Source organism: Vibrio sp. Vb1574, assembly GCF_033338675.1.
In genome coordinates, this window is the sequence record NZ_JAWOTC010000028.1 from 23,099 (window position 1) to 43,090 (window position 19,992).

Genomic DNA, 19,992 nt, shown 5'->3' on the forward strand with positions numbered 1-19,992 from the left:
AGTAAGTGGTTTGCATTTCGCATACTGATTCCTTCACCAGATTACGAAGTTGGATACCGTCTATGGATCACAATCCGCAGTCACAGCTAAAGTCACTTGTTATTAAAGGCAAGGAACAAGGCTATCTGACCTACGCCGAAGTAAATGACCACCTACCTGCTGAAATCGTAGATTCAGAACAGGTAGAAGACATCATTCAGATGATCAACGACATGGGCATTAAGGTAGTAGAAACTGCTCCTGATGCTGATGATTTAGCACTGAACGATGACACAAATATTACCGATGAAGATGCAGCCGAAGCTGCAGCCGCTGCACTTTCTAGCGTAGAGAGTGAGATTGGTCGTACAACAGACCCAGTACGTATGTACATGCGTGAGATGGGTACTGTCGAACTTCTAACTCGCGAAGGCGAAATCGACATCGCAAAACGTATTGAAGAAGGTATTAACCAAGTTCAATCGTCTGTTGCTGAATACCCAGGCACAATTCCGTACATTCTTGAGCAATTTGACAAAGTTCAAGCTGAAGAACTACGTCTTACAGACCTAATTTCAGGTTTTGTAGATCCAGATGCTGACGACACCGCTGCACCAACGGCAACACACATCGGTTCTGAACTGACTGAATCTCAGTTAGAAGAAGAAGACGATGAAGACGTTGATGACGACGAAGATAGCGATGACGATTCAGATGATTCTGAAGAAGATGTAGGTATCGATCCTGAATTAGCGCTAGAGAAATTCAACCAACTACGCAGCACCTATCAAAATCTTCAATTAGCAATCAACGAGTACGGCTATAACAGCCCGAAAGCAACCGTTGCTAATGAAATGATGCTAGACGTATTCCGCGAGTTTCGTCTAACGCCTAAACAGTTTGATCACCTAGTGAATGAACTGCGTACTGCTATGGATCGCGTTCGTACTCAAGAGCGTCTGATCATGAAGTCTGTGGTTGAATACGGCAAAATGCCGAAGAAATCATTCATCGCGCTGTTCACTGGTAATGAATCAAGTGAAGCTTGGCTGGATGAAGTTCTTGCTTCAGACAAGCCATACGCTGAAAAGATCAAACGTAACGAAGAAGAAATCCGTCGTTCAATCGCTAAACTAAAAATGATTGAAGAAGAGACTTCTCTAAACGTACAGAACATTAAAGACATCAGCCGTCGTATGTCTATCGGTGAAGCAAAAGCTCGCCGTGCGAAGAAAGAGATGGTTGAAGCGAACTTGCGTCTTGTAATTTCTATCGCGAAGAAATACACCAACCGTGGCCTACAGTTCTTGGATCTGATCCAAGAAGGTAACATCGGTCTGATGAAAGCGGTAGATAAGTTCGAATATCGTCGTGGTTACAAGTTCTCGACTTACGCAACGTGGTGGATCCGTCAGGCAATCACTCGTTCAATCGCGGACCAAGCACGTACGATTCGTATCCCGGTACACATGATCGAAACGATCAACAAGCTAAACCGTATTTCTCGTCAAATGTTGCAAGAGATGGGTCGCGAGCCACTACCGGAAGAACTGGCAGAGCGCATGCAAATGCCAGAAGACAAGATTCGTAAAGTTCTAAAAATCGCTAAAGAGCCTATCTCAATGGAGACACCAATCGGTGACGACGAAGATTCGCATCTAGGTGATTTTATCGAAGATACAACGCTAGAACTTCCGCTAGATTCTGCAACTGCAACTAGCCTTAAGGTGGCAACAAAAGACGTGCTTGCAGGTCTAACGCCACGTGAAGCGAAAGTACTTCGTATGCGTTTTGGTATTGACATGAACACTGACCATACTCTAGAAGAAGTTGGTAAGCAGTTCGACGTTACTCGTGAGCGTATCCGTCAGATCGAAGCAAAAGCACTACGTAAACTTCGCCACCCAAGCCGCTCAGAGACTCTGCGCAGCTTCCTAGACGAATAATCGCAGCGCATACAAGCTTTTAGAAATCAAAAAAGGTGACTTTAGGTCACCTTTTTTATTATCTACTGTTCTAAGTGGATAAAAACTAAGCGCAATTGCCCTAGTTGGTATCTAGACACCTTGCAACGCTTCCCCTATAATCGTTGTCCTATTAAGGCCCCTTAGCTCAGTGGTTAGAGCAGTCGACTCATAATCGATTGGTCCGCAGTTCAAGTCTGCGAGGGGCCACCATATTCTATAAGGGTTAGAGCCGTAGTGGTTACTAACCCTTTTTTGTTTCTATCAAAATTTAGTCAAGTAATTAGTCAAGTAACGACTAACTAGCCCTCAATTCTGACATTAGAAAAAATCACCCTGCCAAACTCCCGCCACTTCGTAATAGCACTCAACCATGTTATGAGTTTTTGGAGTCCATAAAAAGAGCACTCCTTTTGATACGTTGTTTGGAAAAACGCGAAGAAAGTCCCTTTAACGTTGATATGAAACATGTATGGTAATTACACTGTATCGTTAACTGTTAGGTGTTTTATGGAAGATTTGGGATTCATTCAACTTATAGCTCTACTCGCACTTTACTTACTACCCACTTGGATTTCAGCAGGACGCAAACATCACAACTCGACCCCTATTTTTATCATCAACTTACTTCTTGGCTGGACAGTAGTCGTTTGGATTGGGTGTTTTGCTTGGTCATTTAGCCATGTAAAAAAGTAGACTCTTAACGTGTCCAAAAACCATCAATAGCACTGACAAATTATTTCGCGCGTTAATGCGTCCAAAAACTCGAAAAAGTGGACAAATCTCAACAAGCGGCCCTCACTGGTTTAAGTATAAATGTCAGGTTTTGTCAGGTTTTCGAACTGCCGATAACCTAAAACAATGCTTAGAACCCGTAAACAACCCGTATTCATGTTATTAAGGGGCACGTGACTTCCGAAAATTGATTATTGACGCTTTAAAGCTCTCTCTTTCCGTTTTTATTCCGTAAACGGCTTGTACCATAGTCTTTAGCCTGTTTAGCTCTATAGCCCTTACCACGTGCTTTTGCTTGATAGGAAAGTCGATAGATAGCCTGTTGCTTGGCTTGAAAGTCATTGTCTTTAATGTGGTAGTAACAGTTCTCAGGTGTGTATAAGTGAGCACCGCCAATTTTTAGCCATGCGTCCGACAAAAGGCCTAGTATTTTATGAGGGTATCTAATTCGCTTTCCATCCAGAAAAAGCGCGACGTGATAGTGCTGCTGCTTTGCTGTCTCCATTTCCCTAGCCCAGCAATAGCCAAATCGGGTCATTTGGTATCTGTCGCTTTGAGTAATTGCTCTCACTTCACGAATAAAATCCGACATCAATTTGTTATCGTCCGTATAGCTCGATACTTTCAAATCAAAAAATACCACCATGACGCGCTTATGATGTGAACACATAGCAGCTAACTGCCTAATGATCTGCTTCATGTGTTTAGGGCAAATTTTGTATTGCTGCCTGTTCCCCGTGTTTACTTCCCAGATTTCCCCATCCACTTGGACAAATCGATTCGTCGTTAAGTATTTCATACAAGCCTATAGATATTATTAAATACCCCCTTTCTAGGCATGAATTGAGTTAGTAATTGCTCACACTGTAAAAACCGCGCAGTAAAGGCACATTTATAAGCCTCTCGCTCTGTCTATTGCTAAAAACACAAAACAAAACCTAGAAATGAGTTCTCATTTAAAGACAAATAAAAAGCCACCGTTTTGCTGGGTGGCTTTTCCTCTATGAATGGCTTATCCTTTGGTTGCTGGTGGTCTGTCGCCAAACTCACCACTAGCACACTCAGGACGGCCCTTTACTTTCTCCTATAGGTTTGGGCCCTCTTCCTTTGCGAGGCTATCCCAATAATCAAGAGCCTCCTCTAGCTCCTTGCTCGCTTTTCCAAGCCGTTTAGTTTCGTTTTTTGCTTGCTGTAAACTTTTCATCTTGAGCTCCTTTCTGCGTTCAGCTCTAACCGCCTGATCTTGCTTTTGCCCTTCAAAGTGACGTCTATCTAGCATTACATGAGTAATCCTTCGCGAGCCGTTCTCGTACAAGCGGATAATACGCCAGTATCCGAAACGTTCATTACCCAATTCTTGAAGATATCTTCTGAAGGTATCATCAATAGCGACCAATGATTGACGGTCCACTTTCTCAACAGACCATAACAAATCGAGAATTTCCCTCTGTACAGTGCCCGAATCTGGAATGGTATTACTAGGGGCATATAGATAAATATTCATTACTTATCCCCCTCAAGACTCGCTAAGATACGCTCTAGAGTGCTAGCCCTATAGCCAATAGCTCGCCCGTTAACCATACAAGCTGGTGGCAAAATTTTATCTTTAACTCGCCATTTCCAGATCGTTTTCAGACTTCTATTAAGAATTGTTGCGACCTCAGCCATTGGGACAATGCGGTCAAATTGTTGTGGTTGGTTTGGTGTGTTGTTCATATGTCCTCCCGTTAGGTAATTTGAACTAACGAGAAGTAGTTTAGGTTTAGATGAGAGGACAAACAGAGCGTATGTCCTAACTTATTTTGGCTTTTTTATAAATCTTTTGGCTACATGAGAGATGCTATAGGCCTCACCATTTTCTTTAAGTGGTAACTTATCTAGTATCTTTTTTGCCACCCGCTCTTTAGTGAAGTGTGGGGACTTACTCCAAACTTCATCTGCTAGTAGTTGAGCGATCTCTTTAGCATTATTAGCACTTTTGGCTTTAATTTGGTTTGCAGATCTTGTTCCATTGCTAATTGCGACACCTTTAACGATATGATCTTCGTAGCGTCCTACGCCAAGGAAATAAGCAATATTCACTAGCTTAGCTATATACAACAACTCTGTTCTAGTGCTATCAAGTCCAGACATATAATCCACTGAATGAATTCCATTAAGCATCGCCTTGGCAAAAGAACAAACTTTAGGGTCATCATCTGTAAATTTTAGTTTTAATATATCTGTGAGATCGCCCTGCTTTGCTCTCTGACACTGCTCATCATCAAGCTTGTCATAATACATCAGCATATCTGCTGCCATTTCTCTAAAATCATTTAGCTCTTCATACAGAGTCCATTCTGATACTCCATTTTTTAATGGTTCGAACTCAGTAGTAATAAACCCCCCATCCAAACCATTTTTACGCTTGCTTACTTTAGCTTTACTCATCTTCCTACCTCCAATGATATAACGTTACTTCCATGTTGTGAGTTAAGCTTCTGCTCCCACGATTCCAACGCTATGCGCTTCTCTGGTAAATATTCGTATCGGTCATAGTGTTTGCTTGATACATCATTCAGCGCATGGTTTTGTAAGCGGTCACGTAATGATTTGGAGATACCTATCTCACCCATAAGCGTTTTACAGGTTCTTCGTAAGTCTCTGGGCGTGAATGGTTTTATATGTGGGCTAGCCTCTCGGTAACGTGCTATGCCTTGTGAGAGCGAATCTAGGCGTATGTGATCGGTGGTATTGAATCGATGAGGGAATATAAATTCGCTGTCATTGTTGAGTCGCTGCCTCTCCAGTACCACCAGCGCACTATCAGTAAGCGGTATCAGGTGAGGCCGTTTGTTTTTCGATATATCCGATGTTATCAATAGTGTCTTTTGCTGCCAGTCGATAGCCTCCCAACGTGACGCTGCCAACTCATACGGACGCTGCCCACCCGTGTACAGACACAACAAAATAAGATTGCGGATAGCATCGCCCATTTTAAAACGCTCATACTCATTGTTGAGATCATCAATTAGGCCAATAACCTCACCCATTTTTAGATAGTGCTCCCCCACTCGTTCAGCGTCTTTTTGTTTTGGGATAGCCGCTACAGGGTTAAGCAGTAGGCCAAATTTAGCCTCATCAATAAAATTCGCTGGGTCATTATCGTGCTTTAGCCCATAGTTAAACGCTGCCATCAAATAGCTGCGTACTCGGTTTGATTGTGTTTTCGCATCTCGCTTTATCATGGCTGCGAGCACTAGCATTAAATCGTGAGTGGTTACTTCTTTCGCTTTGGTGGCTGGTGGAATGACTGGATAGACTTCTTTTTCTAGTGAAGCGAGTACGGCTTTATGGGTGCGCTTACCGTCTTTTTCCATCTGTGACACGTAAGCCTCAAACAATTGCTTTATGCTGCCTTTGCGCGCTTCTTCACGCTTGGCTAGCTGTTGCGCTTTATGCTGGCTTTCTAACTGCTCTTTAGGGTCGATACCCTGTAGTAGCAGTTCTCCCATTTCCTTTTGTTTACCGCGCGCATCATTGAGTGATAACTCAGGAAACCGCCCTAGCCTGATAAACTTTGTTTTCCCTTCAACAAAATAGCGAAACACAAACGTTTTACTTCCTTTCGGTGTCACCTGTACGCCTAGTTTTCCGCGCCCTCGCTGGCTGTTTGTATCCCATTCATAGTAAGGCTTATCTTTTGGCTTTAAGCCTCTTATGGCACTCACTGTTAGCATATTTCACCCTTAGCCCTATCCGTTGCGCAACTTGACTATATAAAATTTAGTCAAGTAATTAGTCAAGTAAGAGTGTACCTGAATGAGAATAGATGAGAAAAGATGAAATCGAGAATTGAATATAAACTACTGAATATAAATAAAAATAAACTAATTTGAGAACGTATGAGAATTGATAGAAAACAGACTTATTACGACTCATAATCGATTGGTCCGCAGTTCAAGTCTGCGAGGGGCCACCATATTTCGAAAGGCGTAGCAGGTTAATACCTACTACGCCTTTTTTGTATCTTATATCTTTGGGTACAGTTTCGGTTGCGGTAACTCGTCACTAACCTCGTAATAGCTTTTCTTCTTCCCCTCTTCTTTAACTATTATCTGGCTTTCTATACGAGCAATAGAAACAAAATGTCTGCTCGTGATTTAAACCATTGACCCTCAGACAACTTCTGATAGTATGGACATATAAACGTATGGACGTCTAAAGCAAAAATGGAGCTACAATGAAAAGTATTGGTCACTTAAAGAAACTAGCTTTGATTCTCACGGCAGTAGTCGGCTTAAGCGCTTGTGGAGAAAAAGATGACTCTGTCATTAAAGTGGGCGCGACAGTTGGACCACATGCACAAGTAGTCGAGGCGGTAGCGAAGGAGGCAGCGAAGCAAGGTTTGAATGTCGAAGTCATTGAGTTTTCTGACTACGTGACACCTAATGCCGCTCTTAGCGATGGTAGCATCGATATTAATAGCTATCAGCACCAGCCATTTTTAGACAACTTCAACAGTAGCCATAACGCCCAATTAGTATCAATTGGTCAGTCCATTCTTATGCGTATGGGGCTTTATTCCAATAAGTATCGCTCACTGCAAGAGCTTCCAAACAATGCACGTATAGCGCTTCCAAATGACCCTACCAACGGTGGTCGTGGTCTGTTGCTACTCGCCGATGCAGGTTTAATTGAGCTGAAACAGGGTGTTGGCCATAAAGCCGCCCTAACTGATATCACAAAAAACGCAAAATCATTTGAATTTGTCGAGGTAGATGCCGCTCAGCTACCAAGAACATTAGATGATGTGGACGCGGCTGCGATTACAATGAACTACGTAATGTCTTCTGGTTTAGATCCGAAGAAACAAAGTATCTATCTTGAAGCAAAAGACGCCCCATTAGCAGTCATGGTCATCGCCACTCGTGACGCAGACAAAAATAATGAAGCGTATAAAAAGTTCGTTTCTATTTATCAATCTCAAGCGATTCGTGATTATCTCGATCGCACTTTCAAAGGCACAATCGAAGCAGCTTTTTAATCAATAAAGCAGCGACTACTTTGCCCCACGAATCAGATAGAAAAGAGGCTAATGTTTTCTCATAGCCTCTTCTTTTCATTACTCACTAAATCGACTCATTGTCGACTTTCAGCCTCTAACTTCATTGCCAAATAAGCTTGATCAGCAGAAACCAATTCAGGGCGGTTAATCAACTTCCAGAGGAAGTATGGTGGGATTAAAAATACGATGAAGTAGAGAGATTCATGGAAAAAAACATCGGCTATCGTTTGCTGATGCTCCCAAAGTGCCGTCAGTGCGAAGAGCTCTAACATCACGCCTAATACGCCAAAGACGACAGAGACAACAATCGCTAAACCCAGTAGTTCTCTAACAAAGTGCTTGTATGCCATGATACTAATTCCTTCTAGCAATAAGTCATACTAACTTACGCTCATAAGAAACAAGTGAGCTTGATTATTATCAAACTCACCTCATCACTGTTAAGAACTTAGTTTTATAAAAAAGTACTTGTATATAGCGTCAGCGAAGACTGATTTCCCTATCACAGAGCATAGATACCTCTGCAAATAGAAGGTGATGGAACGACCAACTATTGACTATATGAGCGCAACTTTAATCAGATAAGTAATATTGAACCGTCGATACCACTCGTACTTTCTTAATGTAAGGCGTGTTGCTGTCTCGGTCATAAATCGAGAACTGCCCTTGAGTTGCACGTTTGATCTTACCCAGTGAACTCTGTGAGTCTTTCGCAAATTTCTCAGCCACTTCACGCGCATTCTTAGTCGCTTCTTCGATCATGTCTGGCTTCACATCATTCAGCTTAGTAAAGCTGTACTCAACACGATTTGCATAAGGATCTTGGTTAAGCAAAACGCCTTGCTTTCCTAGCTCACCTATTTCATTGATTGCCGCTCGAACAACATCAACACTCTGGCTATAAACCGTAACGGTTCGCGAGGCCAAATAACGATACTCAATGTCTTGCTCGCTCCCATATTGCTGTGCTTTTCTGTCAATGACCGCTGGGGAAGAAAGGGAAACGCTGGTTTCAGGAAGCCCTTTGGCACTTAGAAAGTCCAAAATCAAACGGGTTTGCTGGTCAATTTCATCAAACATGGCTCCCATATCATTACTCGCTAGAGTAAATTGAATCGGCCAAATCACCGTATCAGCAGGATACTCACGCTCCGACAAACCTTTTACTGTCACGACTCTTTCATAGGCTCGGTATTTCACCGCCGTCTGCTGCATAAAATAGCCAAGGATGCCAAGACCAAGTATCAAACTTAGTCCAATCCAAAGTGCTGCTTTATTGGAAACTCGTTCCATTATTTCCCCCTGATAAATATCAACTTAGCTTAATCTTTGTTCTAGATAAGATAGCCTATCTATTGTTTTAAGAGGGAGACATAACGCGAGTTTTGATTCATAGCACAGTGATATACCGTTTTCTTTAGTCAATAAAGCTTCATTGGTTTGTCACCAAAGGCTCATGCTTTTGCCTCTTAACTGTCATCTGTAATTTCTACTATCCAATCAGCAACTTGTACGCTGAGGTAAATATGGATAGTTCAACCCCTTTTCGTCTCCCTCGTAAAACGCCGTTTGGCATTGGTGAAAACGTTGCTGAATGGGCAACCGGTTTAAACCAACTTGATAAGTTCTACGCCCAACGCCCCGTTAATGCCGATACCAAAACTTTTCTCCGCTTCACGCTGGATATCTTAGGTATCGATTATCGCATTGCTCATGGTTCACTCGACTCAGTACCTAAGCAAGGTGCTACCGTCATTGTGGCGAACCATCCGCTTGGTTGTGTGGAAGGCGTCATCTTGGCCGAACTCTTGTTGATGGTACGAGACGATATCCAAATTCTAGCCAATCAATACCTGAAAACCGTACCAGAGTTAGATCAGCTCTTCATTGGTGTCGATGTGTTTGAAGGCAAAGACGCCGTCAAATCGAATATGAAGGCCCTGAGAGCGGCCAATAAACACCTAGCAAGTGGCGGCTTATTGCTTGTCTTTCCTGCCGGTGAGGTTTCCCAGTTAGTCGATGCCAAACAGCAACGCTTGGAAGATAAAGCGTGGAGTCGAAGCGTAAGTAGCCTAATCCGCAAAAACAAAGCAACGACAGTTCCAGTATTCATCAGTGGTCAGAACTCGAAACGCTTCTATATGGCAGGGAAAATCCATCCACTTTTGCGCACCCTACTGCTTGGGCGAGAACTGCTGAACAAACAGGCGCAAACCATCAACTTATCCTTTGGCCAAGCGATAAAATTTAAAGAGCTGAACACACTTAGCGATGATCAAGTGGTGAACTATTTGCGGCTCAACACTTACTTACTCAATCGTGAAATCCAATCGGTGAAGCCCTCTTCCTCATCAGAACGGCTCTCACCAATAGCGGCAGGGTTACCCGTAGGCGAATTGCTTGAAGAACTGAACAACTTACCAAAAGAGTCCAAGCTGCTAACAAGTGGTGAGTTCGATGTCTACTGCACGGAGTCGCAGAATATCCCTTCCCTACTGCATGAAATTGGTCGCCTACGTGAGCTCAATTTCCGACAAGTTGGCGAAGGGACGGGACTAGCAATAGACATTGACCATTTCGATCATGATTACCTGCATCTGTTTGTGTGGGACAGAGAGAACCAATGCTTGGTGGGCGCGTATCGTTTAGGTCTGGTTGATCAACTGATTGAAAAGCGCGGCGTAGCAGGTCTGTATTCACGAACGTTGTTTAACTATGACCAACGCTTTATCGACCAAATGGGTAAATCCATTGAGATGGGGCGCTCTGTGATTGCACAGCAATATCAAAAGAGCATGAGCGCGCTACTGCTGCTGTGGAAAGGCATCGCAACGTTCGTTCATCAAAACCCAGATTACACTCACCTATTTGGTCCGGTAAGCATTAGCAACGATTATAGCGATACTGCACGTCAATTACTGGCTCAATCAATGACACTGCACCACTACGACAACAACTGTGCAGAATACGTCACGCCTTCTAACCCACTTCCTGAGCACCACCGTGACTGGAATACCAGCATGCTCACCGCTCTGGGTGATTTACAGCTATTGTCACGTGTCATTGCCAGAATCGATGAAGGGAAAGGAGTGCCCGTTTTGCTGCGTCAGTACTTAAGCCTCAATGGCAAGCTGGTATGCTTCAACATCGACCCTGCATTCAATAACGCTCTAGATGGATTGATTATGGTGGATTTGCGCGATGTTCAAGAAAAGACGTTGGCAAGGTATATGGGACGCGAGCAAGCTCATGACTACCTCGTCTATCATACTAATAGCAACGATGATTAAGAACAGTGATTAAGTAGAGAGTTGGGAATCACAAGAAGAACCGTGTGGCGACTCTCTTTATTTACCCTTTCATCAACTAATTAGGCGTGCTCCGTGAAGTGCGCCGAAAAGACTCTCATAGATACAATCTATCGAAAGATCTAGATAGCATTTATCTCACCAATTCCGTCACAAACTTTCACAAAAAACAAAAACAAATCCAGGTCACACTTTAAATCCACCACAACTCAACACAAAACGTGACATTGATCATTACAAGTATTTAATTCGAATTTCAAAAAAAATCAAAAGTGATCAAAGTCACAAAGTATTTTAATTTTAAATTTGTCAGAAGATCGGATTGATCACTAAGATTTTTATTGACAGATTTGAAAGTGGCTTTTTGTTATTAAGTTACAAGTTAATAAGTTGAACTTGGTCACTTAAAAACCGTTTCTCAGCCTAAGAAATGCGGGCGTAGATCACGAAAAACCCGTTGTCAGTTCCAATTGGAAAATGTGTGGTAAATTGATTGGGTACTAAGCAATCAAACAAACGGTTTTGGCGAACCGTTTACTACAACAAGATTCATCAGAACATCGAACGGGGAATTGTTATGATATCACCAGATGCCAAGATCAAGATACAAAATTTTGGTCGTTTTCTGTCAAACATGGTAATGCCAAACATCGGCGCGTTTATCGCGTGGGGCTTTATCACTGCTCTATTTATCCCAACTGGATGGCTACCAAACGAAACGTTAGCCTCTATGGTTGGCCCAATGATTACCTACTTGCTGCCACTACTTATCGGTTACACCGGTGGTAAATTAGTTGGCGGCGATCGTGGTGCGGTAGTCGGTGCAATCACAACAATGGGTGTGATTGTCGGCACAGACATCCCAATGTTTATGGGGGCAATGATGGTCGGCCCAATGGGCGGCTGGGCTATCAAGAAATTCGATAACTACATCGATGGTAAAGTAAAAAGTGGCTTCGAGATGTTGGTTAACAACTTCTCTGCGGGCATCATCGGCATGCTATGTGCGATCCTTGCCTTCATCTTTATCGGTCCATTCGTAAAAATTCTTTCTGGTGGCTTGGCGGCTGGCGTTAACTTCCTAGTTTCTGCTCACCTACTACCACTGACTTCAATCTTCGTTGAACCTGCGAAGATCCTGTTCCTAAATAACGCGATCAACCACGGTATCTTCTCTCCACTGGGTATCCAACAAGCGTCTGAGACAGGTCAATCGATCTTCTTCCTAATCGAAGCAAACCCTGGTCCTGGTCTAGGTATCCTGCTAGCTTACATGGTGTTTGGTAAAGGTACGGCTCGTCAAACTGCAGGTGGTGCATCAATCATCCACTTCTTCGGCGGTATCCACGAGATTTACTTCCCATACATCCTAATGAACCCTCGCCTAATCCTTGCGGCTATCGCAGGTGGTATGACTGGCGTATTCGTTCTAACTATCTTTAACGCAGGTATCGTTTCTCCAGCATCACCAGGTTCAATCTTTGCAATCTTGTTGATGACTCAGAAAGGCTCAATCGTTGGTGTTCTAGCGTCTATCGCAGCAGCAACAGGCGTGTCATTCGCCGTAGCAGCACTGCTAATGAAGACACAAACGTCAACAGAAGAAGACGGTGATGAAGCAGCCTTAGAAAAAGCGACATCACAAATGAAAGACATGAAATCTGCATCTAAAAACGATGCGGTGGTAAACAGCCAAAGCAAAGGTGACGTAGACCTAGCGACAGTACAAAGCATCATTGTCGCTTGTGATGCGGGCATGGGATCGAGTGCAATGGGCGCGAGCATGCTACGAAAAAAGGTTCAAGACGCAGGTCTGAACATCCACGTAACCAACCTTGCCATTAACAGCTTACCAGAGAGTGCAGATATCGTGATTACTCATAAAGACTTAACGGATCGTGCACGTAAGCATGCTCCAAACGCACACCACATTTCATTGACTAACTTCCTAGATAGCGAGATGTACAACCAGCTAGTCACCAAACTACTAGCAGCGCAAAACCAATCCGCAGCCAATGACGACCAAATGGTAAAAGTGTCAGTCATGGCAGCAAACGACGACAACTTCGAGCCACAGCAAACGTCGGTGTTCCAAATCCAGCGTGAAAACATTCACCTAGGTTTGAAAGCTGCCAACAAAGAAGAAGCGATTCGCTTCGCGGGCAACAAGTTGGTCGAACTTGGCTACGCAGAACCAGAATACGTAGACGCGATGTTTGAGCGTGAAGCATTGGTTCCAACTTACCTAGGCGAATCTATCGCAGTGCCTCACGGCACGGTAGAAGCGAAAGACCGCGTGAAGAAAACCGGCATTGTAATCTGCCAATACCCATCGGGTATCCAATTTACTGAAGACGACGATGATGTAGCGAAACTGGTTATCGGCATTGCCGCTAAGAACGATGAGCACATCCAGGTGATTACCACCATTACGAACGCGCTCGATGAGCCGGAGGCAATTGAGAAGCTAACCAGCACCAACGATGTGGAAGAGATTCTAAACATCCTTGGCGGTCAACAAGCGGCTTAATTACCCCTTTAATTTGCTCCTGAGGCAAATGAGGTCAGCTGTCACCCCCTATGCGGTTGGCCTCCCCCTAGTTTCGTAAGTCAACATTTTAGACATTGGTAGGTAAGAATTATGAAAAACGCAGTTCATTTTGGCGCAGGTAACATTGGTCGTGGCTTCATCGGTAAACTATTAGCAGACGCAGAAGTCGAGGTGACATTCGCAGACGTTGACGCTCCACTCGTCGACCAACTGAGTCACAAGCAAGAATACAAAGTAAAAGTGGTCGGTACTGAGTGCCAAATCGATACAGTAACTCACGTCACCGCGGTTAACTCAGCCAGTGAAGATGTCATCGACCGCATTGTAAAAACCGACTTGGTAACAACAGCGGTTGGCCCTAACGTACTGGACATCATTGCAAAAACCATCGCTACCGGCATTGCTAAACGCTTTGCAGCAGGTAACGATAAACCATTGAACATCATCGCGTGTGAAAACATGGTTCGTGGTACCACACACCTAAAAGGTGAAGTGTACAAACATTTGGATGAATCATTACACGCGAAAGCAGACGAGCTAGTTGGCTTCGTCGACTCCGCAGTGGACCGCATCGTACCACCAGCAGAAGCAGCGAACGATGACCCACTAGAAGTGACGGTAGAAAGCTTTAGCGAATGGATTGTGGATGAGCAGCAATTCAAGGGCGAAATCCCTGACATCGCAGGCATGGAAAGAACCAACAACCTAATGGCATTTGTAGAACGCAAGCTGTTCACTCTCAATACAGGCCATTGCATTACCGCTTACCTAGGTTGCTTGAAAGGCCATCGTACCATTCGTGAAGCAATTGAAGACCCAAGCATTCACGCTGAAGTAAAACAGGCGATGCAAGAGAGTGGTGAAGTGCTGATCAAACGTTACGGCTTCGACCGTGACATGCACAACGCCTACATCGAGAAGATTTTAGGACGCTTTGCCAACCCATACTTAGTGGATGAGGTGGATCGCGTAGGTCGTCAACCAATTCGAAAATTGGGTGCAAACGATAGATTAGTGAAGCCTTTACTCGGTACAATTGAGTATGGCACTGAAAATCAAACACTTTTGAAAGGCATTGCCGCTGCGTTGAAGTACACTAACGACACCGACCCACAAGCAGTAGAACTGCAAACCTCATTAAAAGAAGTGGGTGTGAAGAAGACGCTAGCGACATACACAGGTCTTGCAGAAGACAGTGATGAAGTGGCTCAAATCGAGACACTTTACAACCAACTTTGATTTACCTAGGGGAGCTTGGCTCCCCTTCTATGTCCTTCTCTGCTTGAAGAGTTGGGATAGCTAATAATTAGAAATGTATTCAGTATATGGCAGATAACATCAACGAAACCGAGATCATTGAGCGATTAAACAGCGCACCATCGGTACGAGGCTTTTTCATTGCAGCAGTCGACGTTTTTAACGATTCGATCGACGGGTTGGTGCAAAGAATCTTTCGTAAAGATAACTTCGCTGTTCAATCGGTTGTCGGTCCGCTGCTACAAGACTCTGGACCGCTGGGCGATCTATCTGTTCGTTTGAAGTTATTGTTTGGCTTGGGAGTGCTCCCCGATGACATTTACCACGACATCGAAGACATCATCAAACTCAAAAACCAACTCAATAGTGACGCTTCAGATTACGAATTCACTGACCCGAATATTCTAGAACCAATTAAGAAACTGCACTTGGTGAAGAAAATGGGCATGGTGCAACTGGAAGTCAGCGAACCAGATGACGACATCGACCTTGAGTTTTATCAGCTACAGCTGCAACGTCAACAACAAATCATTAAGTCAGGGCTCTCACTTGCCATTGTCGAGATTTGCAATGAGCTCGGCAAAGACAGCCCTTTTTAATCGAAAAACTGGCAAGGAAGCCTCCTCAACTCGCCCCTCTTTTTGCACATTCTTCTATACAACGTGCGTGAAAGCCATCACAGTCCATATTCCGATGTCTCTGTAACATCAGACCAATCTATCGCTAGTATTGAAACGGGATCGCATGCTTTCAATCGAAGACACTAAAACTAAGTGGGAGTTTTTCCAGAAACACCACTGGGTATCTCCAGAATTTTCCCGCACTCCCGTCCTCGAGTCGTGGGAGCGTTGCATAAAGCAATGCAGCCCTTACACCTGGTCAAAACCACATATTGCCTCTGGATTTACCTTCTCATCTCTAATGAAGCGCAACGAACATCTCATCGAATGCGCCACGACCGTACTTGAAGATACATACGATATGCTTGGTGACGAAGACCTGGTATTGATGGTAACCGATGGCAACGGCTGTATTCTCTCTACCGTCGGGCACGACTCTATGCGACAAGAGATGCAAGCGCTCGGCATAAAACAAGGCTGTTTTCTCTCCGAAGGAAAGATAGGCACAAATGCAGTCAATCTCTGTATCAACACTCATATCCCGTGTGACGTTTTTGCTGCCGAACATTTCAATCGCCACTTGCACTCTTATGCCTCTGTAGCGGCGCCTGTTTTCGACCAATTTGGCAAATTACGCGGTACAACATGCCTTTTCAGAAAAGCGGAAAGCTATAAGAAAGAAGACTTAGTCATCATCGCGTCGAGCGCGAAAGAAGTCAGCTTGCAAATCCATATTCAGTCGGAACAAGAAAATATGAACCGCCTCACTTGTGCGCACAACGCAACGTTAGAGTGCATGGATGACGGCCTTCTGGCCTGGGATGAAGAAAGCCGTATAACCATGGTAAATCACCAGTCCGAGCGCTTGTTAAACATTGAAGCCAGTCAGGTCTTGGATAAAGAAGTCTTTTCTGTTTTGCGCTTCCCACCGAATGTCCTTACTAGCATTGAGTCAGGTGCGAGCATAAACCGTAAACTCACAACGGTAGAGGTTCGTGGCGAGTTTGTTGAAGCGATCATCACCTTGCGTCCACTCAACGACGGCACACACTTATTGTTCTTGCACCCTATCGATAAAATTCGCGAACTTGCTCAACAACAAATAGGTGGCAGTGCGCGCTATACGTTCAGCACTTTGCCCGTCATTTCACGAAAAATGAAGCATGTCATAACCGTGGCAAAACGGGCCATAAAGTCCAAATCACCGATTCTAATTACGGGTGAAGAAGGTGTAGGAAAAGCCACTCTCGCCATGGCGATTCATAACGAAAGCACCTACAAAGAAGGGCCGTTCATTACGCTCAACTGCCGCTCCATCAATACAGAGCAACTGGTCAAAGAAACCCTGGGGTATGACGAAGGGCAAGGCATGCCTTCAAAGTTTGAGCTCGCCCATGGCGGTACGCTCTTTTTAGAAAAGGTGGAATATCTGTCGCCCGATTTACAAGCCGTGCTACTTAAGTTGTTAAAAACTGGGCTCGTCAGCCGCAGCGACAGTTTGCGATTGATCCCCGTAGATTTTCAACTTATTACCAGCACCGCTTCAGAGATCAGCGAGTATGTCACTCAGCGCTCATTTGGTCGGCAACTTTATTATGAAATCTCCTCGAACGAGCTGCATATTCCACCACTACGAAAGCGTAAAGAAGACATTGAATTTCTCGTCCAGCAGCTTATCAGCCATTACGAACGCCGCCACAATGTGACGATCTCGATAGAGCCAGTCGCACTGGAAGCGTTGATGAATTTTCGTTGGTCAGGCAATAACTCCGAATTAAGAAATCGAACTGAGCGAATTTTGCTTAACCGCAGTTCCAACTTAATCAAGCTGAACGATATTCCTGAAGACATTAAACTGAATTCTCGCCATACCGCAGAAAATACGCCAGTAATCACGTTAGAAGAAGCCGAGAGAAGAGCGATTGTTCAGGCTTGGAATCAGTGTGATGGCAAAATGCATGATATGGCGAAAGCATTGCAAATTGGCCGCACGACCTTATGGAGAAAAATTAATAAGTTTGGGCTGCTGGAGCAAATGAAGCTGTATTAAGTCGTGAATTGGCGTTCCTATAACAAAAGTAAAACCGGCGTAAGCACGCCGGTACAGGTGTACTAACGATAAGGTATCGATTAAACATCGACAGACAACTGACGAATCTGCGCTTTTAGTCCCGGTAGCATGCTCGAACTGGCGCTGAATTTTCGCAACCCCACGCGAAGCAATGTTTCTGTGGCATTTGGATCGCCAGCCATCTCACCACACATACTAACCGGTATGCCCGCGCGATCGCCTGCTGCACACGTGAGCTCAATGGCTTTTAGTACCGATGGTTCAAAGTAGTTCACCAATTCAGCAACGGCGGCGTTACCTCGATCGGCGGCCATAACATATTGAGTCAAATCATTGGTGCCGATAGAGAAAAAGTCGACTTCTTGGGCTAACGCATCAGCACTTAATACCGCGGCTGGCACCTCAATCATAATACCAACGGGCAAATGAGTCGCATCCAAGCCGAGTTGGTTTGCTTGATGCGCCAACAGCGCTTTTACTTTTCTCACTTCTTCAACCTGAGCCACCATCGGTATCATCAATTGAATATTCGGTTGCTCGTGAAAGGCTCTCAGAATGGCTCGAAGTTGAGCGGTAAACAATGACTCATGTTGAAGGCACAACCGCACCCCTCTCAAACCTAAAAATGGATTATCTTCTGCTGGCATAGGATAAGCGGCTAAAGGCTTGTCACCGCCAACATCTAGACTACGAATCGTAAGTGGCTTATCACCAAGTGCGGCAGCAATATCACGATACACTTGGTATTGCACTTCCTCAGTCGGCAACTCATCACTGTTTTGAAATAGAAACTCAGTCCGGAATAGACCAACGCCCTCAGCTCCTGATGTTAGTGCATCATCAATATCTTTCGGTCCACCAATATTGGCGAATACTGGAATATGGACACCATCACAGGTGACTGCGGCTTGCTGAGCACTCGCTAGTGCACTTTGTCGGGTGCTTTGCCACTCAATTTGTTGCGCTTCTAATTCCTGCTGTACGGCATCTGAAGGAGAGAACCATAAATACCCTCGGAAGCCATCAATAGTCACCACTTGACCAGCACGCACAGCATCAAGGCAGCCCTGAGCTTTAACGATGGCAGGAATACCCATCGCACGGGCAAGAATCGCACTGTGAGAGGTTTTTCCTCCTTCACTCAAACAGATACCAAGCACTTTCGATTTATCAAGCCCGGCCACATCAGAAGGCATCAGGTCGCGGGCCAACAAAATACTCGGTTCCTGAATGTCGATGGCATTAGGCGTTACGCCTGTCATTTCAACCATAACTTGGCGTGCGATATCATGCACATCAGCTTCGCGTTCCCGCATGTACTGACTTTCTGCCTGGCGAAACTCTTCGGCCAACCTTTGCAGTGATTCTACCCAAGCTTGCTCGGCTATCATGCCCGTTTGAATTCGCGACTCGACCGATGCCCATAATTCTGGGTCACTGAGCATCATGCTATGAGCAGCAAATATTTCCCCTTTCGGCTGCTTCGCTTGCTCCTGCAAATGTTGAACAACCACGCCTATCGCACGCTTAACCCGTTCAATTTCATCTTGTTCACTTTGGAAATCACGTTCAGGCACAGCTGGCATTTCATGAGTAAAAAGGACAGCAGGAGCAGTAGCGATACCGTCATTAACTCGAATACCAACAACAGCACCTTCAATCTGACTTGAGGCCATGCCATCGAGCAGAGTATCCGAGCTTTCTTCAGGTTCGACAATGCCTTGCTCAACCGCCTCTTTTTCTCCGAAGTGCTCACTAGCTAAGGCTTCAAATGCCTTGATTGCTTCACTGGATTGAGGTCCAAGTGCGCATAAGGTGATCGTCTCTTGACTACGAACGCCAAGTTTCGCAATGCTGTTTAAGCTTTTCGCGTTCACACGGCGCTCGCCTTTTTTCAACCATAATTGGCAGTCGAAAGGCGCGAGTGCACCAACAATGGCCGCAGTGGGGCGAGCATGTAATCCATGCGGATTTTGCACTACCCAATCAAGTGTCCGTTCTTGCTCAAAGTTCTCTGATACTAGCGCTATCTCAGCGGATGTTAGTGGCTGATCACCAAGATGCTCTTGTTTTACGCTTAACGCATTCTGTGCCTCTTCGACTACCGTCGATAAAGGTAGTCCGGCAGCAGCAGCCACCGACGCCGCCATGGTTCCTTCAACAATAGGTGCCGAGATAAGGGTGACATTTTCCCTCACATGATCATCAATCAGGTCCAGAGCCATTTCCGTGCTAAGCAACGCGCTGCCAAGATCCATCAACACAACAACCCCTTGTTGATCTTGTACCTGCTCAATCGCTTCCATCACGGCAATGGCATCGGTTCCGATCGGGTTCTCTGGATCATCAATCCCAGCAGCAATCGCAAGCTTGGCTTTGCCTTGCGTCATTTGGGTGGCAAGTTCTGCCACCCCTTCGGCAAGTCGACGACTATGAGATACAACTACAATTCCCACCATC

16 protein-coding genes and 1 tRNA gene are annotated in these 19,992 nt (G+C 44.8%); 9 read left to right on the top strand and 8 right to left on the bottom strand.

Going from position 1 to position 19,992, the window contains the following annotated elements:
- Positions 1-62: 62 nt before the first annotated feature.
- From rpoD to R7O12_RS27300, 3 genes are all read left to right on the top strand, one after another.
- Positions 63-1,925 (top strand): RNA polymerase sigma factor RpoD, encoded by a 1,863-nt coding sequence (gene rpoD / locus R7O12_RS16320; RefSeq protein WP_005395986.1) that lies wholly within the window; start codon positions 63-65, stop codon positions 1,923-1,925.
- Between the two features lie 155 nt (positions 1,926-2,080).
- Positions 2,081-2,156 (top strand) — tRNA-Ile (locus R7O12_RS16325).
- Between the two features lie 297 nt (positions 2,157-2,453).
- Complete coding sequence (locus tag R7O12_RS27300) at positions 2,454-2,639, top strand: superinfection immunity protein (protein ID WP_029812041.1); 186 nt, start codon at positions 2,454-2,456, stop codon at positions 2,637-2,639.
- A gap of 241 nt (positions 2,640-2,880) precedes the next feature.
- Here R7O12_RS27300 and R7O12_RS16330 read toward each other — a convergent pair whose 3' ends face one another.
- The 5 genes from R7O12_RS16330 to R7O12_RS16350 form a co-directional block, all read right to left on the bottom strand.
- Positions 2,881-3,477, bottom strand: coding sequence for an inovirus-type Gp2 protein (locus R7O12_RS16330; protein ID WP_213883614.1), 597 nt, complete (start codon positions 3,475-3,477; stop codon positions 2,881-2,883).
- Between the two features lie 285 nt (positions 3,478-3,762).
- On the bottom strand, positions 3,763-4,182 hold the full coding sequence (locus tag R7O12_RS16335) for a hypothetical protein (RefSeq protein WP_213869485.1): 420 nt from the start codon (positions 4,180-4,182) through the stop codon (positions 3,763-3,765).
- Entirely contained in the window at positions 4,182-4,394 is a 213-nt protein-coding gene (locus R7O12_RS16340; RefSeq protein WP_198107311.1) for a helix-turn-helix transcriptional regulator, read from the bottom strand. Before R7O12_RS16340 ends, R7O12_RS16335 begins: the two co-directional genes overlap by 1 nt.
- A gap of 81 nt (positions 4,395-4,475) precedes the next feature.
- Positions 4,476-5,108 (bottom strand): hypothetical protein, encoded by a 633-nt coding sequence (locus R7O12_RS16345; protein ID WP_213883616.1) that lies wholly within the window; start codon positions 5,106-5,108, stop codon positions 4,476-4,478.
- A complete protein-coding gene (locus R7O12_RS16350) occupies positions 5,105-6,397 on the bottom strand; it encodes a tyrosine-type recombinase/integrase (protein WP_213883618.1) in 1,293 nt (430 codons plus the stop codon). Before R7O12_RS16350 ends, R7O12_RS16345 begins: the two co-directional genes overlap by 4 nt.
- A gap of 503 nt (positions 6,398-6,900) precedes the next feature.
- Between R7O12_RS16350 and R7O12_RS16355 the strand changes: the two genes are divergently transcribed.
- Positions 6,901-7,704 carry a MetQ/NlpA family ABC transporter substrate-binding protein gene (locus tag R7O12_RS16355; protein WP_017633488.1) on the top strand — a complete coding sequence of 268 codons (804 nt, stop codon included), beginning with the start codon at positions 6,901-6,903 and terminating at the stop codon, positions 7,702-7,704.
- 95 nt (positions 7,705-7,799) lie between these two features.
- Here R7O12_RS16355 and R7O12_RS16360 read toward each other — a convergent pair whose 3' ends face one another.
- Both R7O12_RS16360 and R7O12_RS16365 read right to left on the bottom strand, forming a co-directional pair.
- Complete coding sequence (locus R7O12_RS16360; protein WP_005379716.1) at positions 7,800-8,075, bottom strand: hypothetical protein; 276 nt, start codon at positions 8,073-8,075, stop codon at positions 7,800-7,802.
- 223 nt (positions 8,076-8,298) lie between these two features.
- On the bottom strand, positions 8,299-9,018 hold the full coding sequence (locus R7O12_RS16365; protein WP_005379714.1) for an SIMPL domain-containing protein: 720 nt from the start codon (positions 9,016-9,018) through the stop codon (positions 8,299-8,301).
- 233 nt (positions 9,019-9,251) lie between these two features.
- On the opposite strand from R7O12_RS16365, the gene R7O12_RS16370 reads away from it, so the two are divergent.
- The 5 genes from R7O12_RS16370 to dhaR all read left to right on the top strand — a co-directional run bounded on the left by R7O12_RS16370 (position 9,252) and on the right by dhaR (position 17,511).
- The gene (locus R7O12_RS16370; RefSeq protein ID WP_318100793.1) at positions 9,252-11,015 is read left to right on the top strand and encodes a lysophospholipid acyltransferase family protein; all 1,764 of its coding nucleotides are present in this window, start codon (positions 9,252-9,254) and stop codon (positions 11,013-11,015) included.
- 595 nt (positions 11,016-11,610) lie between these two features.
- Entirely contained in the window at positions 11,611-13,563 is a 1,953-nt protein-coding gene (locus R7O12_RS16375; protein WP_318100796.1) for a PTS mannitol transporter subunit IICBA, read from the top strand.
- A gap of 111 nt (positions 13,564-13,674) precedes the next feature.
- Positions 13,675-14,823, top strand: a complete 1,149-nt coding sequence (locus R7O12_RS16380; protein ID WP_318100800.1) for a mannitol-1-phosphate 5-dehydrogenase — start codon at positions 13,675-13,677, stop codon at positions 14,821-14,823.
- 86 nt (positions 14,824-14,909) lie between these two features.
- Complete coding sequence (locus R7O12_RS16385; protein ID WP_005379708.1) at positions 14,910-15,440, top strand: MltR family transcriptional regulator; 531 nt, start codon at positions 14,910-14,912, stop codon at positions 15,438-15,440.
- A gap of 145 nt (positions 15,441-15,585) precedes the next feature.
- Positions 15,586-17,511, top strand: a complete 1,926-nt coding sequence (dhaR, locus tag R7O12_RS16390) for a dihydroxyacetone kinase operon transcriptional regulator DhaR (protein WP_318100802.1) — start codon at positions 15,586-15,588, stop codon at positions 17,509-17,511.
- An 80-nt stretch (positions 17,512-17,591) separates the two neighbouring features.
- Here the strand turns inward: dhaR and ptsP are convergent, their stop codons facing one another.
- The gene (ptsP, locus tag R7O12_RS16395; RefSeq protein WP_318126133.1) at positions 17,592-19,991 is read right to left on the bottom strand and encodes a phosphoenolpyruvate--protein phosphotransferase; all 2,400 of its coding nucleotides are present in this window, start codon (positions 19,989-19,991) and stop codon (positions 17,592-17,594) included.
- Position 19,992 lies beyond the last annotated feature (1 nt).

Excerpts from the sequence above, each read along its gene's own strand:
- rpoD (WP_005395986.1), top strand. The coding sequence starts at position 63 with ATGGATCACAATCCGCAGTCACAGCTAAAGTCACTTGTTATTAAAGGC.
- R7O12_RS27300 (WP_029812041.1), top strand. The coding sequence starts at position 2,454 with ATGGAAGATTTGGGATTCATTCAACTTATAGCTCTACTCGCACTTTAC.
- R7O12_RS16330 (WP_213883614.1), bottom strand. The coding sequence starts at position 3,477 with ATGAAATACTTAACGACGAATCGATTTGTCCAAGTGGATGGGGAAATC.
- R7O12_RS16335 (WP_213869485.1), bottom strand. The coding sequence starts at position 4,182 with ATGAATATTTATCTATATGCCCCTAGTAATACCATTCCAGATTCGGGC.
- R7O12_RS16340 (WP_198107311.1), bottom strand. The coding sequence starts at position 4,394 with ATGAACAACACACCAAACCAACCACAACAATTTGACCGCATTGTCCCA.
- R7O12_RS16345 (WP_213883616.1), bottom strand. The coding sequence starts at position 5,108 with ATGAGTAAAGCTAAAGTAAGCAAGCGTAAAAATGGTTTGGATGGGGGG.
- R7O12_RS16350 (WP_213883618.1), bottom strand. The coding sequence starts at position 6,397 with ATGCTAACAGTGAGTGCCATAAGAGGCTTAAAGCCAAAAGATAAGCCT.
- R7O12_RS16355 (WP_017633488.1), top strand. The coding sequence starts at position 6,901 with ATGAAAAGTATTGGTCACTTAAAGAAACTAGCTTTGATTCTCACGGCA.
- R7O12_RS16360 (WP_005379716.1), bottom strand. The coding sequence starts at position 8,075 with ATGGCATACAAGCACTTTGTTAGAGAACTACTGGGTTTAGCGATTGTT.
- R7O12_RS16365 (WP_005379714.1), bottom strand. The coding sequence starts at position 9,018 with ATGGAACGAGTTTCCAATAAAGCAGCACTTTGGATTGGACTAAGTTTG.
- R7O12_RS16370 (WP_318100793.1), top strand. The coding sequence starts at position 9,252 with ATGGATAGTTCAACCCCTTTTCGTCTCCCTCGTAAAACGCCGTTTGGC.
- R7O12_RS16375 (WP_318100796.1), top strand. The coding sequence starts at position 11,611 with ATGATATCACCAGATGCCAAGATCAAGATACAAAATTTTGGTCGTTTT.
- R7O12_RS16380 (WP_318100800.1), top strand. The coding sequence starts at position 13,675 with ATGAAAAACGCAGTTCATTTTGGCGCAGGTAACATTGGTCGTGGCTTC.
- R7O12_RS16385 (WP_005379708.1), top strand. The coding sequence starts at position 14,910 with ATGGCAGATAACATCAACGAAACCGAGATCATTGAGCGATTAAACAGC.
- dhaR (WP_318100802.1), top strand. The coding sequence starts at position 15,586 with ATGCTTTCAATCGAAGACACTAAAACTAAGTGGGAGTTTTTCCAGAAA.
- ptsP (WP_318126133.1), bottom strand. The coding sequence starts at position 19,991 with ATGGTGGGAATTGTAGTTGTATCTCATAGTCGTCGACTTGCCGAAGGG.